We start from the raw sequence: 25,098 nt of genomic DNA on the forward strand, positions 1-25,098 counted from the left end.
CCAGGCAGTCGAACGACGCGGATGAGGCGGTCGTATGAATCGCAGTTCCACGCCGGGTTCCCCGGCAGGGCGTCCGGCCGTCCCGCACGGTAACCGTGCGCGGTCGTTCGACTACCCTGATGATCCCGAGACGGACGAGGTCTCCCTCGACCCGGCCCTGGTGACGACACCCGGGCACGGTGGCGTGGGCGTCTTCCAGGCCCCCCGGCCGGCGCCACGCCGGACGCCGCCGCCGGCCGAGCCGCAACCCGCCGACAGCGCCGACATCGACTCGCCCTTCCTCGACCTGTTCGGCGGTACGCGCCCCGGCGCGACCCGGCCGACGGCGCCCCCGCAGCGGGCCGGCGGGCGGGAGCAACCCGCCATCGGCCAGCAGCCGCCCGCCGCCACGCCGGCCCCGGCGGCGCTCCCGCCGGCTCCCGCCCCCATTCCGCCGCCCCCACGCGCGGGTCACGGGGCCGACGCCCACCGGACCGGCCACCCGGCCGACGCGGCTCCCCGGACCGGCCAGCCGGCCCACCGGACAGCCCCGGGGGTGACGGCCGCCGACCAGCCCCCGGCCGACGCGTACGAGCCGCCCGCCCGAGCGGCCAGGTCCCGGGTACCGCACCAGTCCGGGGACCGGCTGCCCACGCTCCGCCCACCGGCGGAGGCGGAGGACGTGCCGCCCGTCGCGGCGGCACCGCCGACGTCCCATCCGGCGCCCCGCCAGCACGCGGCACCGCTCGGCCCGCCCGCGTCGGACCCGGCGTCCGAGCCGACGTCCCGCCGCACCGGGGAGCGCCCGCCGGAGCGGGCCGGCCGGGAGGTGGCGCCGCCGCGCCAGCGCTCCGCCGGCCGGCGCGACCAGCCCGTCAAGCCCACCAAGCCCACCCGGGTCAAGCCGCCGAAAATCAAGTTCGGGGACCGGGACCCGGCGGTCGAGCTGGCCATCACCGAGATCGCCGGCCACCTGACCTTCACCCCCAACACCGTCACCGCCTGGTACTGGCTGCCCGAGGTGCGCTGGGCGTTCCGGCCGGACGCCGAACGGGAGGCGCTGCTCTCGGCGATCTCCGAGCAGTACGCCGGCCTGGCCGGCTTCCGCCTGCACCTGCGGCGCACCACGCGGCCCTTCCCGGCCGACGAGTGGGCCCGCATCATCGACGCGCACACCGCCGCGCCGCTGCCCGACGTGCCCGGCACCGCCGGCTGGGGCGACCACCTCGTGGCCGCGCAGCGGCACCTGCTCTCGGTCAACCACGCCGAGGGGCAGACCTACCTCGGCGTAACCTTCGCTCGGCGCGCCCTCGGCGACTCGCTCACCGAACGGCTGCTGCGCACCTTCGGCCGGGGCGTCGCCGAGGGCGAGCGCCGCAAGCTCGGCCGCACCGTCGAGCAGTTCGACGAGGTGCTGGGCGCATTCGGCATGCGCGGCCGGCGGGTCACGGCACAGGAACTGGAGTGGCTGCTCTACCGCTCGGTGGCGCTCTGCATGGCGCCGCCCGGTCAGCTCTCCCCGCTCACCGACGGGCAGTGGGAACGCGGCGACCTGCTCGCCCTCACTGAGCAGGTCGAGCGCTACCGCACCCCGTACGGCTCGACGGTCAAGCTGGTCAACCGGATGACCGGCGAGGAACGGCACGTCGCCGTGCTGGCGGTCGGCCGGATGGAGCCCCTGGAGATCCCCGAGCGGCACGAGCCCTGGCTGCACTTCCACGAGCGGCTGCCGTGGCCGATGGAGCTCTCCACCCGCGTCGACATCCTCGGCTCCGGCGACTCCTTCCGTAACCTGGAGCACCGGCTGCGGATGATCCGCTCCCAGCAGCTCGACTACGCGGAACACGGCATCGACGCCCCGCCCGAGCTGGAGCGGCTGGCCAAGCGCGCCCTGGTCATCGGCGACGAGATGACCACCGGGCTGCCGGTCGACTCCGCCCGCGCGCACGGCTGGCACCGGATCGCCGTCGGCGGCCGCAACCGCGAGGAGTGCCTGGAGCGGGCCCGCCGGCTGATCCAGCTCTACTCCCGCGAGCTGCGGATCTCGCTGCAACACCCGAAGAACCAGGACTGGCTGGCCCGCGAGTTCATCCCCGGCGAGCCGATCGCCAACACCGGCTACGTCCGGCGGATGCCGGTCAACCTGCTCGCCGCCGCGCTCCCCCAGGCCGCCTCCACCGTCGGCGACCGGCGCGGCGACCTCATCGGGCGCACCGCCGGCACCTGCCGTCGGCCGGTCTTCCTCGACCTGCACTTCCCGATGGAAGTACGCGAACGCTCCGGGCTCGCCGTCTTCGTCGCCGAACCGGGCGGCGGCAAGTCCACCCTGCTCGGCGCACTCGGCTACCTCGCGGCCCGACGCGGGGTCCAGGTGACGCTGCTCGACCCGTCCGGCCCGCTCGCCCGGCTCTGCGCCATGCCGGAACTGCGGCCGTACGCGCGGGTGCTGAACCTGACCGGCTCCGAGCACGGCACCCTGGCCCCGTACTCGCTCATCCCGACGCCGCTGCGCAGCGAGTTCGGCACCGGGGCCTCGGGCGACCGGGAGTTCGAGATCGCGGTCTCCAACGCCCGCGCCGAGCGGCGGATGCTGGTGCAGGACATCTGCATGATGCTGGTGCCCCCGCAGGTCGCCCGGGAGGCGTCCACCGCCACCCTCTTCCGGCACGCCGTACGCCAGGTGCCGGCGGAGGAGACCTCCACCCTGGACGACGTGGTCGCCTGCCTCAGCCAGCTCGACGACGACGCCGGCAAGGAACTGGCCAACCTGCTGCTCGACACCGCCGAGATGCCGCTGGCCATGCTCTTCTTCGGCCGCCCGCCGGAGGGACTGCTCGGCGCGGACGCCGCCCTCACCGTGATCACCATGGCCGGGCTGCGACTGCCCGACCTGAAGATCGAGCGGGAGTACTGGTCCGCCGAGGAGGCGCTGGCCCTGCCGATGCTGCACACCGCGCACCGGCTCGCCGTACGCCGCTGCTACGGCGGCTCGATGTCGTCGCGGAAGCTGGTCGGCCTGGACGAGGCGCACTTCATGGAGGGGTGGCGCTCCGGACGGTCGTTCCTGGTCCGGCTCGCGCGCGACTCCCGCAAGTGGAACCTCGCCGCGCTGGTCGCCTCGCAGAACCCGCGGGACATCCTCGGCCTCGACGTGCAGAACCTGGTCTCGACCGTCTTCGTCGGCCGGATCGCCGAGGACGCGGAGATCGCCTCCGAAGCGCTCCGCCTGCTGCGGGTGCCGGTCAACGACGGCTACGAGGCCACCCTGGCCTCCCTCTCCACCGCCGACGCCACCAGTTCGAGCCGGCTCGGCTTCCGGGAATTCGTCATGCGGGACGTCGACGGCCGGGTGCAGAAGGTCCGGGTCGACGTCTCGTACGTCGACGGGCTGCTGGACCACCTCGACACCACCCCCGCCGCGATCGCCACGGCGGCCGGGGTGCTGCCGGCAATCCTGCCGAACATGGAGGCGTGACATGGCGCGGGCCCGGGCACGGTTGGCGGCGTTCCTGCTCGCGCTCGGCGTACTCGCCGGGGCCACGATCGGCTGGCCGGCCGTCGGCGCCATGGCGGCCGCCCCCGCACCGCTGACCGCCCAGGCGAAGGCCGAGCTCTGCACCACGCCGGAGTGGCAGGCCGACTTCCGCGCCTGCGTCGCCAAACTGAAGGACGTGTCAGCAGCCCGGGCAGAGTGTCTCGAGCCACCAACGCCTGGCGCTCCCGATGCAGGTCTGGCTGGCTGGTTCGCCAGCTCGCCGCCCGAAGCAACTACCGGCGTCACCGGCAGATACAGCCTCTATGGATACGCCGGGTACAGCTACACGACGTACGACATCGGTTGCGCCTCCACAGTCCTCCACCCGGATTACAAGTTCACGACCACCGTCGCAAACGGCGAATTCATGATTGCCACTGCGGTGATCGGCGCTTCCAACGCCCTGCGGGAACGCGCCTGGGACCCGCGCTCGATGTGGGGCTGGGCCGATCCGCTGGTGGACCAGGCGACCAAGGCCGTCTATCAGAAGGTGTTCAGCGTCTTCGGGATCGTCACCCTCTGCGTGGTCGGCCTGTACCTGCTCTGGCGCTCCCGCCAGTCGGACATGAGCAACGCGATGACCACGGCGGGCTGGGCCCTGCTGGTGATGGTGGCGGTGACCGCCCTGGCTGCCTGGCCGGTCAAGTCGGCCAACATCGCCGACGGCACCCTCGTCACCACCCTGGGCGTGGTACACGACGCCGTGGGGCCACAGATGAAGGAGCCTGGTCCAGGCCGGTGCATCGATCCAAACCCGGAACGGTGCAAGGACAACCGTAAGCCCGCCGTCCGAGCCAGCGACACCGCCACCGAATCCATGCTGTACCGGAACTGGTTGCGGGGAGTCCTTGGATCGGCGGACAGCGAGACTGCTAAGAAATACGGTCAGGCCCTGTACGACGCCCGGTCGTTGACCTGGGGCGAGGCGCAGTCGATCCGCGCCAATCCGGCGACACGTCGAGCCACCATCGAGGCGAAGCAACAGCAGTGGATGAAGGTTGCTGAGCAGATCAAGGAGGAAGACCCGGAGGCGTACGAGTACCTCCAGGGCGTCCGGGACATGGACCGGGTGGGTGCCGGATTCATCGCCGTACTGGCCGCGGTTCTCTTCGCGATGTTCGACCTGACCGCCTCGCTGCTCGTGCTGCTGGGCTTCCTGATCTTCCGCTGGGCGGTGATCGCCGCGCCGATCCTGGGCACGGTGGGCCTGATGCGGCCGGCCAGCGCCGGGTTGCGGCGGTTGGCGAACGCGGTGGTCGCCGCCGTCTTCAACATCGCCATCTTCGGCACCGGTGCCGCCATCTATCTCTTCGCGGTCGACCTCATCATGAGCACGCCGACCCTGCCCGGCTGGCTCCAGGTGGTGCTGGTATGGCTCTGCGGTGTGGTCGGCTGGCTATTGCTGCGTCCCTATCGACGGATCACCCAGCTGGGCGGCAAGGACAGCAGCGAGGCGGTCAGCTCGGCTGGCTCGTGGCACCGGCGATTCTTCCGGGACATGCGCACCGCCGCCCGGCTCGACGTCGCTGAACCCGGCGGCACGGCCGAGCCGGCGATGGGCCGGCGTCGGGCTGTCGTGGCGGAGCAGCCCACCCTCCGGCCCGAGGCCCGGCGGGAGGATCCAGCGCACGCCGCCACCCGCGGTGGGCATGCCGCCAAACCCGGCGGGGAGGAGCGGCAGCGGCCCGACGGCCGCGAGTCGGCCGCCGAGAAGGGGGCGCCCTCCGAGGAAAAGGATGCCTCCCGCCCGGTCGCCCCTCGACCCCGGCGGCGGCAGCCGGCCACCTGGACGGAGCCGGACGTGCCGGACGAGAACCCCTCGTTCGTCATCTACCGTCCCGGGTCCACGGACCGCGAGCCTGACCGGCCCACTCCCCGGATCCGCTCAGAGGCGCGGTGAGCGCGGTGCGGCGGGCGATCGAATTCCTGGTGACCCGGGTCCTCCGGTCCCGGTTCGGCGTCGCCATCGGCATCGCCGTCCTCGTGTTCGGGATCATCGGAGCGGCACGGCTGGTCTCCGGGCCCGGTGACCCCACCTCCGGGCTCAGCAACCGCCCCAACCAACCGATCACCACGGTCGACCCGACCGCCGGCGACGACGGGGCGTTCTCCACGGGCGCTCCCCCCTCCCCCGTCACCCGCCCCGGCGAACTGACGCCCGAGCAGACCGCCGAACGCTTCGTCGCCGCCTGGCTCGGCAAGCCGGGCACCACGGCGGAGCAGTGGCAGGAGGGCCTACGTCCCCTCTCCACCCCGGTGCTGACCGACAAGCTGGCCGGCGCCGACCCGTCCGGGGTGCCGACCGGTCAGGTCGACGGCGACGTCACTCTCCGGTCCCGGGCCGAGAACTTCGTCGAGGTGCTGGTTCCGCTCGACACGGGTCAGCTCCGCCTCGAACTCGTGGCGCCCGACGGGCGATGGCTGGTGGATGCCGTGGACTGGGAGCAGAAATGAGCGACGGGACGCGACCGCGCGGTCGGCAGCTCCGACTCGGCGCACTGGCCGCCGCGTTGACGGCGACGCTCGCCCTGCTCTGCTGCACCGGCGGTGCTGGGGCCTTCTTCCTCACGGAACTGGGTGGCGAGGCGGGCAGCGGTATGAAGTTCGCCAGTCAGGACTGTAAGGAGGAATCCCAGGTAAACGTGGTGGGCGACATGCCCCGGATATCCCAGTACGGCGAGCGTCAGCTCCGCAATGCCGCGAGGATCATCAAGGTAGGGCAGGAGATGAAGGTGCCACCCCGCGGGTGGGTAATCGCTGTGGCGACCGCCATGCAGGAATCCAGACTTCTCAACCTGGCTAACCGGACCGTCGCCGAGTCCGGGAATCTGCCGAACGAAGGAATTGGTGCCGACCACGACTCGGTCGGTCTCTTTCAGCAGCGAGCCGGCTGGGGCACCGTGGCGCAGCGGATGACGCCCGAGTACGCCTCCCGGAAGTTCTACGAGAAGCTGGTCAAGGTGCAGGGCTGGGAGACGATGCCGCTCACCCGGGCCGCGCAGGCCGTGCAGATCAGCGCCTTCCCGGACGCGTACGCCAAACACGAGGACGTGGCCAGCCAGATCGTCAACGCGCTGGCCGGCGGAGCTGCCCGGATCGCGCTGATCGACGGTAGGAAGGCCTGCGACCGCGCCGCCGGAGGACAGATCGCCGCCTCCGGCTGGACGGCTCCCATCCCCGGCGGCGTCGGCTCGGGCTTCCAGACGGCGAGCCGTCCCACGCACAACGGGGTCGACATCGCCGCGCCGAAGGGCACCGATATCCGGGTAGCGGCCACCGGACGCGTCCTGATCTCCCGGTGCGACCCGGACAAGAGCGGCCGGCGCACATGCAACGTCGACGGCTGGCCGAACAAGGGCGGCTGTGGCTGGTTCGTCGACGTCCTGCACGCCGGTGGGTTCATCACCCGCTACTGCCACATGGTCAGCAAGCCCCGGGTCAAGGTCGGCCAACTCGTCGAGGCCGGTACGGTCATCGGCGAGGTGGGCAGCAGCGGCAACTCCTCCGGCCCGCACCTGCACTTCGAGGTGCACGAGGATGAGGACCGGAGCAGCCGCGGCGCCATCGATCCGGTGCCCTTCATGCGCTCGCGTGGCGCGCCACTCAAGGGCGCGGGATGAGACGCTCGCCGTCATGAGCGACCCGCTTCCCGACCCGTTCGCCGACCATCCGGACTGGGCGCCCCGACCGCCCCGGCCGATCGAGATCGTGCCGGCCACCGGACGCGTCGAGCTGCGTGGGCAGCGCGTGCTGGTCGGCCTGCCCGGGCTGGGCTGGCGCGCTGATCTTCGGGCCGACGACCGGGTGGTACAGGGCAGTCGAACCTACGTGCCGGTCATCCCCGAGCACGAGTGGTACAGGGCGGAGTTCGACCAGGTAGAGGTCTTCGCCCCGCTGGTCCCGGTCGAGCGGGTGTGGGTGGAGACGGTGGGAGCCCGGCGACCGGACGCGTCGATGGATCGCGAGACGGGCGTCCGCCTGGTCTCGCTGGACGCCCCGCCGCACCGCGCCCCGACCCCGGTCTTCGAGTCGCACGCCGTCACGGGCCGCCGAGTGGTGCACGTCGTCGACTCCGTCGAGCACCGGGACCTGCGAGCCGTCACCGAGACCTACTCCGGCGCGGAGGGCGACATCTGCGTCCGGGTTGCGCCGGAGGTGGAGTGGTACCGCTGGGCCTGGCGAGGCCAGTCACCCACCACACTGGAGGTTCCAGTGCATCTGCTCTGGATTGAGTGAGGACTCAACTCTCCGGCGTTCCGGCGCAGACCCGCCACCCGTCTTTGTCCTGTGCCTCGAAGCGCCAAGGGTCGGTCAGGCTCTGTTGCACCCCGTCTACGGTGGCGCTACGACGAATGACGGCCGTCACCGTGGCCGCTGATGAGCCGTTCATGACCACTACGATGTTCTCGATATTGATCGAAAAGCTTGTACCGAGTTCCCGTTCACGTCGCTCGATCTGAGTCCGCAGATCCTCGATCGACTGTAGTGGGCCGGCGCAGGTGAAGAGCAGAGCTCGATTCTGGTCACGCGAAACAAGCGCGGCCTGCAAGTAGCTGACGACAGCAACGTCCGGCGATCCACGGTCCGGGGCCGCAGCCCGGTTGTAGAGCACGAATCCGGCGGCCACTCCGCCGAGGCAGAGTGCCGCGACAACGCTCGCGACCACGGTGACCATGGTGCGCAGCCGCCGCCGTGGCCGCTCCGGCACCGGGGCCGGCGAGGGCGGCGCCAGGTGGTCGGAGGGGGGCCGTTGCGCCGGTACGCGGGAGACCTGGGAACCGGCGGGGGGCTGCACTGATTCCACCCTCTGAGGCTAGCGGCTGGACGCGGTAGACCCAATGCCCCAGATCCAGCGGATCGTGACGGACCACTCCCCATCGGTGAGATCCACGACATCCCCGGCGCAGTGCCGCCGCGCATCCCGGACGAGTCGGCCCGGCTGGGTTACGGTCTCTGCGCGGGGAGGGGTTGTCGACCTCGGGCGGAGGGGGTGGACGCGGTGGCCGGTCCGAAGGCACGCACCAACCGCGCCGCCGCACTGCACCGGCGGGCCGCCGCCACCGCGACCGCCGCCGCGAGCGTCCTCGACGACACCCGGCCCGTTCCCGCCGACCAGCGCCGCCAGTACGAGTTGGCCGACCGCCTCCGGTCCGCGGCGGCGGTGCTGGCCCCCGGCTGGGCGGGCGCTCCCCTGGAGACGGTGGCACCGGCCACACCGGCCGGTGAGGGGCCGCCTCCCTTCGTCCGGGTCGGTACGGCGGCACCGCTGGACGACGCCCGGTTCCCCGCGCTGGTGCCGTTGCTCGGCACGGGTCACCTCTCGGTGGACGTGGACGCCCGGGATCCCCGGGTGGCGGGGCTGCTGCGGGGCGTACTGCTGCGGCTGTTGGCGGCGACCCCGGCCGGGGCGCTGCTGGTCCGCGCGGTGGACGCGACCGGCTCGGCCCTCGCGCCGTTCGCGCCGCTCGCGGACGCGGGCCTGCTGCCGCCCCCGGCGGTGGACGTGGCCGGGCTGCGGGCCGTGCTCACCGAGGCCGAGCAGTGGGTGACCCCGGGGTCGAGCGGGCGACGCCGGCACGACCGGACGCTACTGCTGGTGATCGCCGCGCTGCCCGAGTCGACCGGTCCCACCGACCTGGCCCGGATCGAGGCCCTGGCCGAGCCGGGCCGGTCCGCAGGGCTGCACCTCGTGGTGGCGGGCTGGCCCCCGGCAGGCGACCGGAAGCCGCTGCCGCGCGCGACGGCGCTGGCGGTCCGGACCGCGTACGCGCTGCTGGGTGACCCGCCGGGCGGGTCGTTCGCCGGCCCGGGCGCCGAGCCGCCGGGCGGGCTGAACTCGCCGGTCTTCATCGAGGCGGATCCGCCGGCCGAACTCGTCGATGCGGTCTGCCATCGGCTGGCCGCGCAGGTGGAGGCGGGTTCCCGGCTGGCGCTGACCGACCTGCTGCCGGCGGCCGACGAGGAGCTGTGGACGGCGAGCGGGGTGGGCGGGCTGACCACGACCGTCGGGGACGCCGGTGGCCGTCCCGTGTCGCTCGGCTTCACGGAGCTGACGCCGCACTGGCTGGTCAGCGGCCGCTCGGGCACGGGTCGCTCCACGTTCCTCACCACCGCGCTGCTCGGCCTGACCGCCAGGTACGGCCCCGAGGAGCTGGCTCTCTACCTGGCGGATCTCGCCGACGCCGAGTCCTTCGTGGAGTTCCTCCAGACCGAGCGGGACCGGTCGTGGATCCCGCAGGTGCGGGCCGCCGCGATGGCCGCCGACCGGGAGTACGTGCTGAGCCTGCTGGACGAGCTGGTGGCGGAGGTACGCCGGCGCGAGGAGGCGGGCGCCCGGGCCGGCGGGCAGCGCTTCGCCGAGCTGCGGCAGCACCAAGCCATGCCCCGGATCGTGTGTGTGCTCGACAATCTCCCGTTGCTCTTCGCCGAGCGGGACCGGCTGGCCGCCGACGCCACCGCCCGGCTGGACGCGCTGGCCCGGACCGGGCGCGCGTACGGGGTGCACCTGGTGCTGGCCGGCGAGGGCGACCTGGGGTTGGGCTCACGTACGGACCGGGACTCGGTGCTGGGGCAGTTCCCGGTGCGGGTGGCGCTGCCCGGTGGGGGCGCCGTGCTGGAGCCGACGAACGACTCTGCCGCCGGGCTGCCGGTGGGCAGCGCGGTGGTGAACACCGCAGGCGGGCTCGGCGGGCCCCGGGGCGCGATCCGGGGGCACGAGCGGATGGTCCGGTTCCCGGATCCGCAGGACCACCCCGACACGGTGGAGGCGCTGCGGCACCGGCTCTGGTCGGCCCGCCCGGAGGGGGCCACCCCGCCGGTGGTCTTCGCCGGCTACGCCCGCCCGCTCCTGCGCAACGATCCCCGGCACCGGGCCGCGCTCGCTGGGCAGGCGCCCGGTCCCGCCGCCCTGCTGGGTCGGGCGGTGGACGTGCCCCGGAGCACCGTCGCCGTGTCGCTCGGGCCGGCTCCGGGGCGGAACCTGGCCGTGCTCGGTCCCGGGCCGGAGGCGGCCCGGCTGCTGGTCACCGCGGCGCGCAGCGTGGCGGTGCACCACGCGCCGGGGGCCGCCCGCTTCGTGCTCGCCGCGCCGGACGAGGAGTGCCGGCCGGTGGCCGAGGCGTTGGCGACCGAGCTGGCCGGGCGGCATCCGGTGGACATAGTGGACCTGACCGGCCTGCTCGCCGCCGTGGACGACGCCGTGCCGGCCTACCTGGTGGTCTTCGGGCTGGACGTGCCGACCCCGGAGCAGCTGCCTCCGGAGCGGCTGCGCGCGCGGCTGCTGGAGGGCCCGCCCGCCGGCCGGCACCTGCTGGGCCGCTGGCGAACGGTGCCGTCGTTCGCGGCGCTGCTCGAACCCGAGGGCGAGGTGGACAAGCTCGCCGCCGTGGCCGTGGTGGACCTGCCGGGTGCGCAGCTGACGTCGGTCTTCGGGCGGCAGGTGCAGTGGCGGCCCCGCCCCGGCCGGGCGGTGCTCTGGGACGGTCCCGGCGAGCAGGGCACCGTGCTGGTCCCGTTCGGCGAGGAGGGGGAGCCCGGATGACCCGTGGCGGGGCACGGACCACGACGGGGCACGCCGCGCCGGGGCGGCAGCGTTCCGGCGCCGACCCGACGCCGGAACGCGCCGACACGGCCGGGCAGGCGGAGAGCGTCGGGGGCGTCGACCCGGTGCGGGCCGCGTGGACCGAGTACCTCGCCGCCGCCCGCCAGCTCGACGGGGTACGCCGCGACGCGGCCACCGCCGCCGGCGAGCAGGCCCGGTCGGTGCAGGCCGCCCGCGAGGAACTGACCGCCGTACGCACCCGGCTGGCGTCGCAGGAGGCCCGGCTGCACGAGCGGGGCGTACCGCCGATCTCGCTGGTCCCGACGCCGCCGGAGCTGACCGAGGCGACCCGGGCGATGGCGGGCGGGCCGGCGGCGGTGCTGGCCGCACTGCGCACCGCCCGGGGCCGGGCGGACGCCGCGGACGCGACGCTCGCCGCGCGTGGGCTGCCCCGCCTGGCCGCCTGGCCGCCGCGCCTGCGGAACCTGCTGGTGTACGGGCCGCTGGCGCTGCTGGTGCCGGCGATCCAGCTGGTGTTGTTCGTGACGACCGGCACCGGGGCGGCGAGCGTGGCCGCGCTGGTCTGCGGGCTGCCGATGCCGGCGGTGGCGTTCGTGGCGGGCTGGATCGGCGTCGGGCGGCTCTTTCCGCCGCCGGCGGGTGGCCGGGTGGAGCGCACGGCCCGGCTCGGCGCCCTGGTGTGCCTGGTCCCGGCGGTACTGGTCAGCGCGGGCCTGTTGCTCGCGATGCTGGCCGGCTGACGCGCGACGGCCGGCCGACCCGGGTGTGGGTTCGGCCGGCCGGTCTGTCGCAATCAGCGGGGGATGATCAGCGCCATCGCCTCGGCGCGCGACTTGGCGTCGCGCTGGAGGGTGCCCCGTACGGCCGAGGTGATGGTCTTGGCACCCGACTTCTGGATGCCGCGCATCGCCATGCACATGTGCTCGCATTCGAGCACCACCACCACGCCGCGCGGCGCGAGCCGCTCCATCAGCAGGTCGGCGATCTGCGAGGTGAGCCGCTCCTGGACCTGCGGCCGGCGGGCGAAGACCTCGACCAGCCGGGCCAGCTTCGACAGGCCGGTGATCCGGCCGTCCGGCCCGGGAATGTAGCCGATGTGGGCGCTGCCGCGGAACGGCAGCAGGTGGTGCTCGCACAGGCTCATCACGTCGATGTCCCGGACGAGCACCAGCTCCTCGTGGTTGGCCTCGAAGGTGGTGCTGAGCACCTGGGCCGGGTCGACCCGGAGGCCGGCGAAGAGTTCGGCGTACGCCCGGGCGACCCGGGCCGGCGTCTGCTGGAGCCCGTCGCGGTCCGGGTCCTCCCCGACGGCGATGAGGATCTCGCGGACCGCCTTCTCGATCCGCCCGAGGTCCATGGTCTCCTCGACGGGCCGACCGGTGAGCTTGCCGCTGATCAGGCGCGCGGCGACGTAGTCGAGGGTGTCGTCGCCGTCCGGCTCGGTCGCGGAGACGGCCAGTCCCCGGTGCTCCCGGGAACTGGCCGTCGGGTCCGTGCTCAGTGCGTACCGTCCGAGTTGTTGGAGTTGTTCGAGGTGCCGCCGCCCACCGTCGCCTGGGCGCCGTCGGCCTGGGCCTGCACCTTGAGCGCGTCCTTCTCCGCCGGCGTGAGCACGGGCGGCTCGGTGGAGGGCTGGCGCTTGCCGAAGCCGTTGTACGGCGCCATCGGCGGCCGCTTGGCCACCCGGGCGCAGATCCGGGCCATGTCGGCGGTGGAGAGGGTCTCCTTCTCCATCAGCTCCAGCACGATGTTGTCCAGGACGTCCCGGTATTCCACCAGGATCTCCCAGGCCTCGTCGTGGGCCAGCTCGATCAGCGCCCGCATCTCGCCGTCGATCTCGGCGGCGACGACGTCGGAGTAGTCCCGCTCGTGGCCCATGTTGCGGCCGAGGAACGGCTCGTCGCCGCTGGTGCCGTACTTGATCGCGCCGAGCTTGGAGCTCATGCCGTACTGCGTGATCATCGCGCGGGCCAGCTGGGTGGCCTTCTCGATGTCGTTGCCGGCGCCGGTGGTCGGCTCGTGGAAGACCAGTTCCTCGGCGGCCCGGCCACCCAGCGCGTACGCCAGGGTGTCGACCATCTCGGCGCGGGTCTGGGTGTACTTGTCCTCGGTGGGCAGGACCAGGGTGTGGCCCAGCGACCGACCGCGGGACAGGATCGTCACCTTGTGCACCGGCGCGGCGTGCGGCAGCGCCCAGGCGACCAGCGCGTGCCCACCCTCGTGGTACGCGGTGATCTTCTTCTCCTGGTCGCTCATCACCCGGGTGCGGCGCTGCGGACCGGCGATCACCCGGTCGATCGACTCCTCCAGGGAGTCGTTGCTGATCGCCCGCTGGTCCTTGCGGGCGGTGAGCAGCGCGGACTCGTTGATCACGTTGGCCAGGTCGGCACCGCTGAAGCCCGGGGTACGCCGGGCCACCGCGTCGAGGTCGACGTCGGGGGTGAACGGCTTGCCCTTGGCGTGCACCCGCAGGATCGCCTTGCGGCCCTCCATGTCGGGGGCGTCCACCGGGATCTGCCGGTCGAAGCGGCCCGGGCGCAGCAGCGCCGGGTCGAGGATGTCCGGCCGGTTGGTGGCGGCGATCAGGATGACCCCGCCCTTGGTGTCGAAGCCGTCCATCTCGACGAGCAGCTGGTTGAGGGTCTGCTCGCGCTCGTCGTGACCGCCGCCCATGCCGGCGCCGCGGTGGCGGCCGACGGCGTCGATCTCGTCGACGAAGACGATGGCCGGGGCGTTCGCCTTGGCCTGCTCGAAGAGGTCGCGGACCCGGCTGGCGCCGACACCGACGAACATCTCCACGAAGTCCGAGCCGGAGATCGAGTAGAAGGGCACCCCGGCCTCGCCGGCGACGGCGCGGGCCAGCAGCGTCTTACCGGTGCCGGGCGGGCCGAAGAGCAGGACGCCCTTCGGGATCTTGGCGCCCAGGGCCTGGTACTTCGCCGGGTTCTGCAGGAAGTCCTTGATCTCGTGCAGCTCCTCGACGGCCTCCTCGGCGCCGGCCACGTCCGCGAACGTGGTCTTCGGCGTGTCCTTGGTGATCATCTTCGCCTTGGACTTGCCGAAGTTGAGCACCCGGGAGCCGCCGCCCTGCATCTGCGACATGAAGAAGAGCAGCAGGAGCACCAGCAGGGCGATCGGGAGCAGGTTGACCAGCAGGCTCACCCAGATGCTGTCGGACGACACCTCGACGTTGGCCGGGCCGGTGACCCGGTTGTTCGCCTTGGCCTCGAGGACCTCGTTCCAGACCTCGTCGCCGACCTCGTAGGGGAACTGCGCCTCGATCCGGTCGGTGTCGGTGTCACCGAACTTGGCCTTGTCCTTCAGGTCGAGCCGGAGCGTCTGCTCCTTGTCCTGGAAGACGACCTTGTCGATGCCGCCCTTGTTGAGCTGGTCGAGCGCAATGGAAGTGTCCACCCGGTGGTAGCTGGGACCAGCGGTGAACAGTTGACTGAGCACAACGGCGCCGAGGATGACCAGGATGATCCAGACCACCGGTCGGCGGAAGAAACGCGTACGTTCCATGCTGTTGTCGAGCGCCGAGGCGCCCGCATCCTCCTGATCGACGTCCTGACCGTCTGATGGTGTCGCCGCCTGTGGCGGCGGCCGGAGCCGCCGTGCGGGCCGGCTCGACCCCGAGGCACGAAACTGCCGCGCCGCGGTCATTCGACGGTACACCGTGCACGCGAGGAGTGAGCTTGCGAGCCCCGCAGTCGCGCACAAAGGGAACAGCTGTGCGCGCACCGAGCGAGCTTGCGAACCCCGACATCGCGCACGATCCGATCATCGTGCGCGCGTGGAGCGCGCTTGCGAGCCCAACAATTACGCGTAGGGCGAACCGGGTCCAGCCGGCGTGACGGGAGCTCCGCGCCCGGCCTCCCGTCCGCCCGGTCCCGCGGTTCGAGGGGTCGGGCGTGGAGGATGCCTCCACGCCACCGGCCTCTACCGTAGTCCGAATCGCTGAGAGCCCGCTGAACGTCCGCTCGACCGGTGCCGATGTGACCGGGCCGGCGAGGGCTCAGGTGCGGGCGTACACCTCAGGCTTGAGCACCCCGACGTAGGGCAGCTCGCGGTAGCGCTCGCCGAAGTCGAGGCCGTAGCCGACGACGAACTCGGTCGGGATGTCGAAGCCGACGTACTTCACCGGCACCGGCACCTTGACCGCGTCCGGCTTGCGGAACAGCGCCACCACCTCGACGCTCGCGGCCGAGCGGGACTCCAGGTAGCGCAGCAGCCAGGACAGGGTCAGGCCGGAGTCGACGATGTCCTCGACCACGACCACGTGCCGGCCGGCGATGTCCCGGTCGAGGTCCTTGAGGATGCGGACCACGCCGGAGGAGGTGGTGCCCTGGCCGTAGGAGGAGATGGCCATGAAGTCCAGCTCGGCGGGCGGCCCGCTGCGGCCCAGCGCCCGGGCGAAGTCGGCCATGAACATCACCGCGCCCTTGAGGACGCAGACCAGCAGGAGCCCGTCATCGACGTCGGCGTAGTCCGCCGACACCTGCTTGGCGAGTTCCGCGGTCTTCTCGCGGATCTGCGCCTCGGAGATGATCACGTGGTCGATGTCGGCGTCGTACCAGGAGCCGTCAGCCATGGCTCCTAGCCTGCCGTACGCCGGATGGCCTCCGTCGGCGGGGCCGCCCCTTCTGGGCGCGGTCCCACCCCGGACGAACCCTGACGAAGGCCGCGAACCACCTCAGCAGGCACGCGACCGCCAGCGGCGACCGTCGTCGGACGGCTTCCAGTCGGCCGAGTCCCGGCTGTCGACGGTGAGGCCGGCGGCCGAGGCCAGGGCCAGGAGGACGAAGAAGAAGAGGAAGAGCAGGATCTCCATGGCGGCGCTCGCTTTCGCATGGTTGCTGTCGGTTTCGCCGCCGGTGCGCACCGGACTGGAACCAGTCTCCGCCGGCCACCGCCACCCGGACAGTGGCAGGAATGCCACGCACCCTCGATTTCCTGCCACCCGTGCGGTTACCCTCGTCACATGCTCAGATCGGTCGCCGTCCTCGCCCTGGACCAGGTCGCCACGTTCGAGCTCGGGGTCCTCGCCGAGGTCTTCGGGACCGACCGCACCGCCGACGGGTTCCCCGACCACCGCTTCCACGTGTGCAGCCCCGACGGGGCCCCGGTGCGCACCTCGTCGGGCTTCCACCTGACCCCGCACGCCGACCTCGGCCCGATGGAGGAGGCCGACCTGGTCGCCGTCCCGGCCCATCACGGCACCGTCGTGCCCGGCACGGTGCTCGCCGCGCTGCGCCGCGCCGCCGACCGGGGGGCGTACGTCTTCAGTGTCTGCTCCGGCGCGTTCGTGCTGGGCGAGGCCGGCCTGCTCGACGGCCGGGAGTGCACCACCCACTGGCGGTACGTCGACGAACTGCAACGCCGTCACCCGACCGCCAGGGTCCGCTGCAACTCGCTCTACGTGCAGGACGGCCGGCTGCTCACCAGCGCCGGCACGGCCGCCGGCATCGACGCCTGCCTGCACCTGATCCGCCAGGAGCACGGCTCGGCGACGGCCACCCGGCTGGCCCGCCGGATGGTGGTGCCCCCGCACCGCGACGGCGGACAGGCGCAGTACATCGAGGCACCCATCCCCGAGACCCCTGAGGCGCCGACGCTGGAGCCGGTGCTGGAATGGCTGATGGGGCACCTGGACCGCCCGGTCACCGTCGACGAGCTGGCCGCGCGGGCGGAGATGTCGCCGCGCACGTTTGCCCGGCGGTTCCGCGCCGAGACCGGCACCACGCCGCACGACTGGCTGACCAACCAGCGGGTGCTGCTGGCCCGGCGGCTGCTGGAGGAGACCGGGCTCAGCGTCGAGGCCGTCGCCGACCGGGCCGGCTTCGGCGACTCGGCGGCGCTGCGGCACCACTTCGCCCGCCGGGTCGGCGCCACGCCCCACACCTACCGGACCACGTTCCGCGAACGCGTGGAGGCCTGAGCCCCGGACCCGCGACGTCGGACCGCGGCACCGGAAGCGGGGCCGACGGCACGCCCGGGGCTCCGGTCACCAGCCGAGCATCCCCCCGCCCACCCGGGGCTCCGAGCCGACGACGTAGCCGCCGTCCGGCAGTCGCCAGATCGCCTGCCCGTGCCCGAAGACCCCCGTCTCCTCCGCGACGGCGATCTCGTGCCCCCGGGCCCGCAGCTCGTCGACCGCGGCCCGCCCCTCGGCGGTGGCGACCAGCTCCGACTCGACCAGCACCGACCGGCCGGCGTGCCAGTACCAGCGCGGTGCGTCCAGCGCCGCCTGCGGGTCGAGCCCGCCGTCCAGGGTCGCCGAGACGAGCTGCACGTGCCCCTGCGGCTGCATGTGCCCGCCCATCACCCCGAACGGGCCCACCGGCCGCCCATCGCGGGTGAGGAAGCCGGGGATGATCGTGTGGTAAGGCCGCTTCGCCGGCCCCACCACGTTGGGGTGGGCGGGGTCGAGGCGGAACCCGAGCCCCCGGTTCTGCAGGGCGAAGCCGTGCCCGGGCAGCACCACGCGGGAGCCGAACGCCAGGTAGGTCGACTGGATCAGGCTGACCATCATGCCGCCGGCGTCGGCGGTGCAGAGATAGACCGTGCCGCCGCGCTCCGGGTCGCCGGCCGTCGGCTCCCCCGCCCGCTCGCTGATCAGCGCGCGGCGGGCCGCCGCGTACGCCGGCGAGAGCAGCGCCTCCGTCGGCACCGGCACCCGCTCCGGGTCGGCGACGTGGGCGTGCGCGTCGGCGAAGCCGAGCTTCATCGCCTCGATCTGCCGGTGCAGCCGCTCGGCGAGCGGCAGCCCGGCGAGGTCGGCCCCGTCGAGGATGTGCAGCGCCAGCAGCGCCGCCAGGCCCTGCCCGTTGGGCGGCAACTCCCAGACCTCGTGGCCCCGGTAGCGGGCGGACACCGGGGTCACCCACGTCGAGGCGTGCCGGGCCAGGTCGTCGCCGGTGATCAGGCCGCCGGTGCGGGCCGCGTGCGCGGCCAGCGCCTCCGCGATCCCGCCCCGGTAGAAGTCCTCCGCCCCGGTGTCGGCGATCAGCCGCAGGGTCCGCGCCGCGTCCGGGTTGCGCCAGCGCTCCCCGGCCCGGGGCGCCCGGCCGCCGGGCGCGAACACGCGGTCGAACTCGGCGAACTCCGCGCCGGTCGGGCCGGGTGCGGCGAGCGCACGTGACCAGATCCCCGACACGCCGGGGGAGACCGGATGACCGTGCTCGGCGTAGCCGATCGCGTCGGCGAAGAGATCCGCGAAGGGCAGCGAGCCGAACCGGTCGTGCAGGTCGCGCCAACCAGCCGGGGCGCCGGGGACGGTCACCGGCAGCCAGCCCCGGGCGGGCATCGCCGGCCCGGCCCGCTGCGCGCCGCCCAGGGCGTCGACCGGGGCCGCGCCGGACCCCCCGGTCGCGGCGAGCACCAGCTCGCGGGTCAGGGCCGCCGGGGACCGGCCGGAGGCGTTGAGGCCGTGCAGCCGCTCGCCGTCCCAGACGATCGCGAACAGGTCACCGCCGATGTCGTTGGACGGGGGCTGCACCACGGTCAGGGTGATCGCGGTGGCGAGGGCCGCGTCGACGGCGTTGCCGCCGCGTCGCAGCACGGCCAGGCCGGCCGCCGCGGCCAGCGGCTGGCTCGTCGCCACCGCGCCGTGCGGCGCGAAGAGCGGCTGTCGGGGGTACGCCATGCGCCATGTCTACCGCCTCCCGGCGGATCCCGCGGCCCCGGAACCGGGCCCCGGGCCGACGGACCGGCGCCCGGGCCACGGGGTCACCGTCCGGCGGAGCGGATCAGCGGGAGCCGATGGCGGCGAGCCGGCCGTCGCGGCGCAGCACCCGCAGCCCGCCCGGCAGGTGCGCCGCCCCCTGCCCCCGCCAGCCGGTCACCAGCGTGTCCAGCGCGGTCACGTGCCGGTGCGACAGGGCGGCGGGTGAGGCGCCCAACTCCCGGGCCCAGGCGTGCAGCACCCGGCCGCGTACCGCCGGCGGGAGCTCGGCCAGCGCCCGCACCGCGAGCCCGCCGTCGGGATGGCGGACGTCGGCCAGCGCGGCGTCGGCCAGCTCGTCGAGGACGGCGTTGTCCGCCGCCACCAGCCGGGCGGTCCGGGCCAGGTTGTCCAGCACCCCCGGCCCGAGCGCGCGGACCAGGGCGGGCAGCAGGTCGGCCCGGACCCGGGCCCGGGCGTACGACGGATCGGCGTTGTGCGGGTCCTCCCAGGGGTTCAGCCCGAGCACCGCGCACGCCGTGCGGGTCTGCTCCCGGCCGACCTCCAGCAGCGGGCGCAGCAGCGGCACCCCGTCGAGGTCCCGTCGGGCGGGCATCCCGGCCAGCCCGCGCGGGCCGGCGCCCCGGGCGAGCGCGAGCAGCACGGTCTCCGCCTGGTCGTCGCGGGTGTGCCCGGTGAGCAGGGCCATCGCCCCGAGCCGGCCGGCCACCTCGGCGAGCGCCAGGTAGCGCGCCTCGCGGGCGGCCGCCTCGGGCCCGCCCGGGCGCCCGGCCACCTCCACCCGCACCGACTCGACCGGGGCCAGGCCGACCTCGCGGGCCCAGGTCACCACCGCCGCGGCCCGCCGCGCCGAGCCCTCCTGGAGGCCGTGGTCGACCGTCACCAGGCCGGCGGCGCGACCCAGCCGGGGCGCCACGAACGCGGTGGCGGCGGCCAGCGCGAGCGAGTCCGCGCCGCCCGAGCAGGCGACCAGCACCGGCCCTCCGGGCGGCAGGTCGGCCAGCGCCCGGCGGACCGCGACCCGGATCGCGGCCACCGGCGGAGCGAGCGCGGCCACGGGCGTACGGTCAGCCGGCGGTCGGGGCCGGGCCGACCGGCCCGTGCACCCGCGCCACCCAGGCGTCCGGGTCTCCCAGTTCCTCCAGCCGGGGCAGGGTGAGCGGCGAGTCGAAGATCTTGTTGAAGCCCGCCATGCCTACCCGGTCCACGACGCCGTGCACGAACTTGCGGCCCTCGGCGTACTGACGCATCTTGACCTCGATGCCGAGCAGCCGGCGGATGGCCTTCTCCAGCGGGTTGCCGGCCTCCCGGCGCCGGTTGAACGCCGCCCGGATCCGATCCACGCTCGGGACGACCTGCGGGCCGACGCCGTCCATGACGAACTCGGCGTGCCCCTCCAGCAGGGTCATCAGCGCGGTGAGCCGGTCCAGCACGGCCCGCTGCCCCGGGGTCTGGACGATGTCCAGCACGCTCGTGCGGCTCTCCGGGTCCTTCACCGCGTCCGAGAGCGTGGCGACGCCCCGGCGCAGCCGCTCCAGCAGGTGCTCGCCGCCGCTGGACGACGCGTCCACGAAGGCCTGCACCTCGCTGAGGAAGTACGCCCGCATCCACGGCACGGCGGTGAACTGGGTGCGGTGGGTCACCTCGTGCAGGCAGACCCAGAGCCGGAAGTCGCGCGGGTCGGCCCCGAGCTTGCGCTCCACCTCGACGATGTTCGGCGCGACCAGCAGCAACTGCCCCGGGTCGGCGGAGAAGACCTCGTACTGGCCGAGGACCCGGCCGGAGAGGTAGGCCAGCACGGTGCCGGCCTGTACGCCGGTGACCCGGGAGCCGATCGCCTCGGTCAGCGCGCTTGGCTGCTTGTCCTTGGTGAGCCGGCCGACCAGGGGGGTGATCACCTCGCGCAGCCCGGCGATGTTGGTCGCCGCCCAGTCCCGCCGGTCCACCACCCGCACGGGCGGGTGCGACACCTGCGAGCGGAGACCCGTGTAGTCCGCGACGTGCCCCGCCGCCTCGTCGGTCAACCGCCGCAGGTCACTGACCACGTCGGTGGCCTCGGTGTACGAAACCCGGGGGCCCGACTTGCTCAGCGCCCCCGCGGTCGCGGCGGCCAGATCCCAGTCCACGAACTGCGCCATGCACCCCACCGTACCCGCGCCGCGACACCCCGGCCCGGGCTCGCGCCCGGCGATCGACGCCGGTCCCGTCCGACGCGGTCCCCGTCCGGCCCCGGCACTACGTGACGCCGGTCCCGCTCAGGCCGGCACGCGCCGCCCGTCCCGCCAGGCGGCGGTCAGCGGCAGCCGCAGCCGGCCAGGGCGGCGCCGATCTGGTCCAGCGCCCCCCGGGCGGCCGTCAGCCCGTCGGGGGGCACCGCGTCGGTGAGCACGGCGAAGGTGAGCAGCCGACCGTCGGCAGTGCTGACCAGGCCGGCGACGGCGTGCACCTTGGTCAAGGTACCGGTCTTGGCCCGGACCACCCCGGCGCCGGCCTTCGTCGCCGCCGTCTCGTAGCGGTCGGCGAGGGTGCCGGACCAGTCGGCGACGGGCAGGCCGCCGAAGATCGCGGCCAGCTCGGGGCGGCTGCCGTCGCCGGCGAGCGCGATCAGGTCGGTGAGCAGCGAGGGGCTGATCCGGTTGCTGCGCGACAGGCCACTGCCGTCGGCGAGGGTGAGTTCGTCGGCCGGCAGGCCGAGCTCCCCGGCCACGGCGTCCATCGCCGCCCCGGCGCCGGCGAACGAGGCCGGCTGGTTGCGGGCCAACGCGACCTGCCGGGCCAGCGCCTCGGCGACGATGTTGTCGCTGTCGCTGATCATGATGTCGACCAGCCGGACCATCGGCAGCGACTCCACCCTGCCCAGCTCCGCGCCGGGCCCCGGGGCGGCCGCGGAGGTGGTGCCCGCGTCGGCCGCAGGGGTGGAGCCGGCGGGGGCGGTGCCGCGGGCGACCGCGCCGGCCGGCACGCCGAGCAGCCTGGCGAAGGCCCTGCCGGCCGCGAGGTCGGGCTGGGACACCCGCTCGGCCCAGTGGTTGCCGGCCGCCTCGTCCTTCTTCGCGCGGGTCACGTCGCTGCGGGCCCCGTCGGTCATCAGCGCCGAGATCGCCCCGCCGTAGCCGCCGGTGGGGATGTCGTCGTCCCAGCCCGGCTCGAAGAGCGGACCGGAGTAAAGGGACGAGTCGACCGTCACCTTCGTCGGCTTCGTGCCGCCGAGGGCGTCACGCGCCTGGTTGGCGAGGTCGTCCAGGCGAGCCGCGCCCGGGTAGAAGCCGTTCTTGTCGACCGCCAGCGTGGGGTCCCCGCCGCCGACGATCACCACCTCGCCCGGGGACGCGCCGGCCACCGCCCGGGTCGGGATGCGGTACGCCGGACCGCGCGCGGCGAGCACCGTGACCCCGGTGACCAGCTTGGTCACCGAGGCGGGCACCGTGCCGTCGTCCTCGCCCCGGCCGAAGAGCGGCTGGCCGGTGGTCACGTCGGCCACCGAGACGTGGACCCGGTCGCCGAGGGCGGGCACGCCGACGAGGGGGGCGAGCGCGGCGCGTACGCCCTCGGGGGTGGGCATCGGGGCGTTCGCGTCCACGCCGGCCAGCACCGCCACGGGCGCCGGTTCCGCCGCCGTCTCGGCGGCCCCCCGCTCGGCGGGCTCGGTGCCCAGCCAGTCCGCCACCGGTCCCGGACGGACCACGGCGATCCCGACGGCGGCCAGCACCAGCACGAGCACCGCAGCCAGCACGACGGGCAGGGTCCGGCGGCGGCGGGAGGCCGGCGCGGGCGACGCGTCGGGGCCGCCGGGGCCGGATGGACCACCGGGGCCGGATGGACCACCGGCGGGTCGGTTCGCGGCGGCGGCCCAGAGGTCGGTCGAGCCCGACGAGGCATCCGGACCGGCCGCGCCGGTCGGGCCCGTTGCGCCGGGCTGGCCGCCCGGACCGGCCGGGGCGCCCGGACCGGCCGGACCGGCCGAGGCGCCGGGACCCGTCGGACCGTCAGGACCGGTCGCGGCGTCGGCACCGGCCGGGGCGTCGTTGCCCGGGGACGGGACCCGCGTCACAGCAGGGTCGCCCGGGGACGCGGGCGGGTGGGGAAGGTAGGCGTCGGGCACCGGGAACCGCCCGGTCGCCTCGCCGGAAGCAGATCCCCCGGTACCCCGTCCAGCGTCGGCATCCGGACGGTAGTGTGAATCTTCCCTCCCCACGGCCCCCTCCTCGCCCCGTGAAAATCTGCTTGGGTGACACTACTTCGGTCCGAACACTATGCGGCGGCCGGAGCCCGCGGGTGGGCATTCACCCGTGCGGGAGCGGCGTGCCGCTGGTTTCCGTTGGCCAGCGTGGGCAAACGAGGGAGCGTGCAGATGGATTTCGACGTGACGGTTGAGATCCCCAAGGGTCACCGCAACAAGTACGAGGTCGACCACGCGACCGGCCGGATCCGGCTGGACCGTACCCTCTTCACCTCCACGCAGTACCCGGCCGACTACGGCTTCATCGAGGGGACACTGGGCGAGGACGGCGACCCGCTGGACGCGCTCGTGCTGGTCCCCGAGCCCACCTTCCCGGGCTGCCTGATCCGGTGCCGCACCATCGGCATGTTCCGGATGACGGACGAGAAGGGCGGCGACGACAAGGTCCTCTGCGTGCCCTACGAGGACCCGCGCCAGGAGCACCTGCGCGACATCCACCACCTCGGCGAGTTCGACCGGCTGGAGATCCAGCACTTCTTCGAGGTCTACAAGGACCTGGAGCCCGGCAAGTCGGTCGAGGGCGCCACGTGGGTGGGGCGGATCGAGGCCGAGGCGGAGATCGTGGCGTCGTACCAGCGCGCCCGGGACGCCGAGGCGCGCGGCGAGTCCACGCACTGACCCGGCACAGACCACCGACGGGCCCGGGGGCCGCTCAGCCGAGCAGCCCCCGGGCCCGTTCGTACAGGTCGAGCACCGCGCAGGCGACGGGCACCACCGACACCACCAGGGCGGTGTCGGTCAGGTCCGCGATCCGGCCGACGTACGGGGAGACCGGGCGGCGGGCGTACGTGGTGCCGGCGACCACCGCCACCAGGGCCAGCGCCAGCCCGCCGACGACCAGCGTGAGGCGGCCGGTCGGGCCGGAGCGGTCGACGAGCACGGCGCCCAGCACGGCGTACCCGGCGAGGCCGGCGACGACGGTCGACACCCGATGGCGCAGGGACACGAACAGCCGGGAGCGGAGCAACAGCACGGCCGCGGCCACCGCCACCAGCAGCCGGCCGGCCGTCCCGCCGGAGAGGCCCAGCACCACCGCGGCGGCGACCGCCAGCACGGCGTGCCCGAGCAGCATCCCGGTGAGCATCTCCTCGGTGCGGGCCACCGCCGCGTAGACCCGGTCCCGGTCCGGCAGGTCGCGGACCCGGTCGGCGTCGCCCGGCTCGCCGGTGGGCAGGGTGATCGGGGGCAGCGGCACCTTCCCGAGCCGGATGGCCAGCAGCGGCACCGCCCCCACGGCGAAGACCAGCACGCAGAGCAGAATCGCCGCCGTGCCGGCCGGGCTGAGCAGCAGTCCGCCGAGGGCCGCCAGCGCGCCCACGAACCCGGCGGTGGCGCCCGCCACGAAGACCCGCAGCCGGGTGGCGACGCCGACCAGCCCGAGCACCGACACCAGCAGCAGCGCCACCGACCCGGCGAGCAGCTCGGGCGCGCCGACCCAGCGCAGCCCCGGGACCGGCCCGACCGGATCGCCGGAGCTGACCGCCAGGGCGCCCGCCGCCGCCGCGTACGGCAGGGCGTAGCCGCCCAGGGTCGCGCCGGCGGCCCCGTCCGCGTGGGCACGGGACGCCACCACCCCGGCGAGGGTGAGCAGGAGCGCCACCACGGCGGCGGCCGGCCAGGCCGTCCCGTACGCCGGACCGCCGGCCGTCACGGCGAGCAGCCCGACGGCCAGCGGCACGGCGGCCCCGGCGAGGGCGGCGGCCCGGGTGGCGGCGGGTGACCACGCCCCGCCGCGCCGCCGGGCGCCGTCGGCGATCGCCTCGACCACGTCGTCGTACTCCAGCTCGGGCCACTGCGCGCGGGCCGGCACGAGGTGCAGCACCTCGCCGTCGCGGACCCCCTGCGGCAGCAGGGCCTGGGCGGTGGTCAGCACCGCGCCGTCGGTGCGCCGCAGCACCCAGCCGCCGTGCCGCTCGCCGTCGTCGGCGAGCCCCTCGCCGGCGTGCCGCAGCACCTCGGGCAGCAGCTCGGCCAGGGGCACCTGCTCGGGCAGTGCGACGTCGACCCGCCGCTGGGGGGCGCTGATGGTGACCCGGGCCAGCCCGATCGTCATCGACTGATCTCCATGTTCGGCGGGGTTGGTGGCTGCGCGGACGACA

Annotated in this window: 19 protein-coding genes; 9 read left to right on the forward strand and 10 right to left on the reverse strand. The window is 74.2% G+C overall.

What is annotated here, in order from left to right; translation table 11 throughout:
* Positions 1-34 precede the first annotated feature (34 nt).
* From ACLQ20_RS07815 to ACLQ20_RS07835, 5 genes are read left to right on the forward strand one after another with little or no spacing between them, the layout of a single operon-like run.
* On the forward strand, positions 35-3,454 hold the full coding sequence (locus tag ACLQ20_RS07815; protein ID WP_425854710.1) for an ATP-binding protein: 3,420 nt from the start codon (positions 35-37) through the stop codon (positions 3,452-3,454).
* A 1-nt stretch (position 3,455) separates the two neighbouring features.
* The gene (locus ACLQ20_RS07820; RefSeq protein ID WP_425854712.1) at positions 3,456-5,414 is read left to right on the forward strand and encodes an MFS transporter; all 1,959 of its coding nucleotides are present in this window, start codon (positions 3,456-3,458) and stop codon (positions 5,412-5,414) included.
* The gene (locus ACLQ20_RS07825; RefSeq protein ID WP_151455497.1) at positions 5,411-5,968 is read left to right on the forward strand and encodes a hypothetical protein; all 558 of its coding nucleotides are present in this window, start codon (positions 5,411-5,413) and stop codon (positions 5,966-5,968) included. The genes ACLQ20_RS07820 and ACLQ20_RS07825 overlap by 4 nt, the downstream gene beginning before the upstream one ends.
* Positions 5,965-7,134, forward strand: a complete 1,170-nt coding sequence (locus ACLQ20_RS07830; RefSeq protein WP_358121504.1) for a M23 family metallopeptidase — start codon at positions 5,965-5,967, stop codon at positions 7,132-7,134. The genes ACLQ20_RS07825 and ACLQ20_RS07830 overlap by 4 nt, the downstream gene beginning before the upstream one ends.
* 13 nt (positions 7,135-7,147) lie before the next feature.
* Positions 7,148-7,750: a hypothetical protein gene (locus ACLQ20_RS07835; protein WP_358121502.1), complete on the forward strand. Its 603-nt coding sequence runs from the start codon at positions 7,148-7,150 to the stop codon at positions 7,748-7,750.
* Between the two features lie 4 nt (positions 7,751-7,754).
* Here ACLQ20_RS07835 and ACLQ20_RS07840 read toward each other — a convergent pair whose 3' ends face one another.
* The gene (locus ACLQ20_RS07840) at positions 7,755-8,189 is read right to left on the reverse strand and encodes a hypothetical protein (RefSeq protein WP_358121500.1); all 435 of its coding nucleotides are present in this window, start codon (positions 8,187-8,189) and stop codon (positions 7,755-7,757) included.
* Positions 8,190-8,504: 315 nt separating this feature from the next.
* On the opposite strand from ACLQ20_RS07840, the gene ACLQ20_RS07845 reads away from it, so the two are divergent.
* Together ACLQ20_RS07845 and ACLQ20_RS07850 are read left to right on the forward strand one after the other, a co-directional pair.
* Positions 8,505-11,054 (forward strand): FtsK/SpoIIIE domain-containing protein, encoded by a 2,550-nt coding sequence (locus ACLQ20_RS07845; protein ID WP_425854715.1) that lies wholly within the window; start codon positions 8,505-8,507, stop codon positions 11,052-11,054.
* Positions 11,051-11,815, forward strand: coding sequence for a hypothetical protein (locus ACLQ20_RS07850; protein WP_425854717.1), 765 nt, complete (start codon positions 11,051-11,053; stop codon positions 11,813-11,815). Before ACLQ20_RS07845 ends, ACLQ20_RS07850 begins: the two co-directional genes overlap by 4 nt.
* 53 nt (positions 11,816-11,868) lie before the next feature.
* On the opposite strand, the gene folE is transcribed toward ACLQ20_RS07850, so the two are convergent.
* The 4 genes from folE to ACLQ20_RS07870 form a co-directional block, all read right to left on the reverse strand.
* Positions 11,869-12,534: a GTP cyclohydrolase I FolE gene (gene folE / locus ACLQ20_RS07855; protein ID WP_121401600.1), complete on the reverse strand. Its 666-nt coding sequence runs from the start codon at positions 12,532-12,534 to the stop codon at positions 11,869-11,871.
* A gap of 38 nt (positions 12,535-12,572) precedes the next feature.
* Complete coding sequence (gene ftsH, locus ACLQ20_RS07860) at positions 12,573-14,597, reverse strand: ATP-dependent zinc metalloprotease FtsH (protein WP_132238612.1); 2,025 nt, start codon at positions 14,595-14,597, stop codon at positions 12,573-12,575.
* Between the two features lie 493 nt (positions 14,598-15,090).
* Positions 15,091-15,666, reverse strand: coding sequence for a hypoxanthine phosphoribosyltransferase (hpt, locus tag ACLQ20_RS07865; RefSeq protein WP_151455493.1), 576 nt, complete (start codon positions 15,664-15,666; stop codon positions 15,091-15,093).
* 102 nt (positions 15,667-15,768) lie between these two features.
* On the reverse strand, positions 15,769-15,906 hold the full coding sequence (locus tag ACLQ20_RS07870) for a hypothetical protein (RefSeq protein ID WP_358121493.1): 138 nt from the start codon (positions 15,904-15,906) through the stop codon (positions 15,769-15,771).
* 150 nt (positions 15,907-16,056) lie between these two features.
* On the opposite strand from ACLQ20_RS07870, the gene ACLQ20_RS07875 reads away from it, so the two are divergent.
* The gene (locus ACLQ20_RS07875) at positions 16,057-17,013 is read left to right on the forward strand and encodes a GlxA family transcriptional regulator (protein WP_132238610.1); all 957 of its coding nucleotides are present in this window, start codon (positions 16,057-16,059) and stop codon (positions 17,011-17,013) included.
* 66 nt (positions 17,014-17,079) lie between these two features.
* On the opposite strand, the gene ACLQ20_RS07880 is transcribed toward ACLQ20_RS07875, so the two are convergent.
* The 4 genes from ACLQ20_RS07880 to dacB all read right to left on the reverse strand — a co-directional run bounded on the left by ACLQ20_RS07880 (position 17,080) and on the right by dacB (position 22,501).
* A complete protein-coding gene (locus ACLQ20_RS07880) occupies positions 17,080-18,720 on the reverse strand; it encodes a gamma-glutamyltransferase family protein (protein ID WP_425854718.1) in 1,641 nt (546 codons plus the stop codon).
* A gap of 103 nt (positions 18,721-18,823) precedes the next feature.
* A complete protein-coding gene (gene tilS / locus ACLQ20_RS07885; RefSeq protein WP_358121489.1) occupies positions 18,824-19,816 on the reverse strand; it encodes a tRNA lysidine(34) synthetase TilS in 993 nt (330 codons plus the stop codon).
* A gap of 10 nt (positions 19,817-19,826) precedes the next feature.
* Entirely contained in the window at positions 19,827-20,897 is a 1,071-nt protein-coding gene (locus ACLQ20_RS07890) for a zinc-dependent metalloprotease (protein ID WP_151457677.1), read from the reverse strand.
* 155 nt (positions 20,898-21,052) lie between these two features.
* Positions 21,053-22,501 carry a D-alanyl-D-alanine carboxypeptidase/D-alanyl-D-alanine endopeptidase gene (gene dacB, locus ACLQ20_RS07895; protein ID WP_358121533.1) on the reverse strand — a complete coding sequence of 483 codons (1,449 nt, stop codon included), beginning with the start codon at positions 22,499-22,501 and terminating at the stop codon, positions 21,053-21,055.
* Positions 22,502-23,110: 609 nt separating this feature from the next.
* Between dacB and ACLQ20_RS07900 the strand changes: the two genes are divergently transcribed.
* Entirely contained in the window at positions 23,111-23,617 is a 507-nt protein-coding gene (locus ACLQ20_RS07900) for an inorganic diphosphatase (RefSeq protein WP_151455811.1), read from the forward strand.
* A gap of 34 nt (positions 23,618-23,651) precedes the next feature.
* Here ACLQ20_RS07900 and eccD read toward each other — a convergent pair whose 3' ends face one another.
* On the reverse strand, positions 23,652-25,052 hold the full coding sequence (gene eccD, locus ACLQ20_RS07905) for a type VII secretion integral membrane protein EccD (RefSeq protein WP_425854721.1): 1,401 nt from the start codon (positions 25,050-25,052) through the stop codon (positions 23,652-23,654).
* Between the last annotated feature and the right edge of the window lie 46 nt (positions 25,053-25,098).

Source organism: Micromonospora sp. DT46, assembly GCF_049841735.1.
GTDB classification, from domain to species: Bacteria; Actinomycetota; Actinomycetes; order Mycobacteriales; family Micromonosporaceae; genus Micromonospora; species Micromonospora reichwaldensis.

Bases quoted from the DNA above. Each gene is read 5' to 3' on its own strand.
- ACLQ20_RS07815 (WP_425854710.1), top strand. From the start codon at position 35: ATGAATCGCAGTTCCACGCCGGGTTCCCCGGCAGGGCGTCCGGCCGTC.
- ACLQ20_RS07820 (WP_425854712.1), top strand. From the start codon at position 3,456: ATGGCGCGGGCCCGGGCACGGTTGGCGGCGTTCCTGCTCGCGCTCGGC.
- ACLQ20_RS07830 (WP_358121504.1), top strand. From the start codon at position 5,965: ATGAGCGACGGGACGCGACCGCGCGGTCGGCAGCTCCGACTCGGCGCA.
- ACLQ20_RS07835 (WP_358121502.1), top strand. From the start codon at position 7,148: ATGAGCGACCCGCTTCCCGACCCGTTCGCCGACCATCCGGACTGGGCG.
- ACLQ20_RS07840 (WP_358121500.1), bottom strand. From the start codon at position 8,189: ATGGTCACCGTGGTCGCGAGCGTTGTCGCGGCACTCTGCCTCGGCGGA.
- ACLQ20_RS07850 (WP_425854717.1), top strand. From the start codon at position 11,051: ATGACCCGTGGCGGGGCACGGACCACGACGGGGCACGCCGCGCCGGGG.
- ftsH (WP_132238612.1), bottom strand. From the start codon at position 14,597: ATGGAACGTACGCGTTTCTTCCGCCGACCGGTGGTCTGGATCATCCTG.
- hpt (WP_151455493.1), bottom strand. From the start codon at position 15,666: ATGGCTGACGGCTCCTGGTACGACGCCGACATCGACCACGTGATCATC.
- ACLQ20_RS07870 (WP_358121493.1), bottom strand. From the start codon at position 15,906: ATGGAGATCCTGCTCTTCCTCTTCTTCTTCGTCCTCCTGGCCCTGGCC.
- ACLQ20_RS07875 (WP_132238610.1), top strand. From the start codon at position 16,057: ATGCTCAGATCGGTCGCCGTCCTCGCCCTGGACCAGGTCGCCACGTTC.
- ACLQ20_RS07880 (WP_425854718.1), bottom strand. From the start codon at position 18,720: ATGGCGTACCCCCGACAGCCGCTCTTCGCGCCGCACGGCGCGGTGGCG.
- ACLQ20_RS07890 (WP_151457677.1), bottom strand. From the start codon at position 20,897: ATGGCGCAGTTCGTGGACTGGGATCTGGCCGCCGCGACCGCGGGGGCG.
- ACLQ20_RS07900 (WP_151455811.1), top strand. From the start codon at position 23,111: ATGGATTTCGACGTGACGGTTGAGATCCCCAAGGGTCACCGCAACAAG.
- eccD (WP_425854721.1), bottom strand. From the start codon at position 25,052: ATGACGATCGGGCTGGCCCGGGTCACCATCAGCGCCCCCCAGCGGCGG.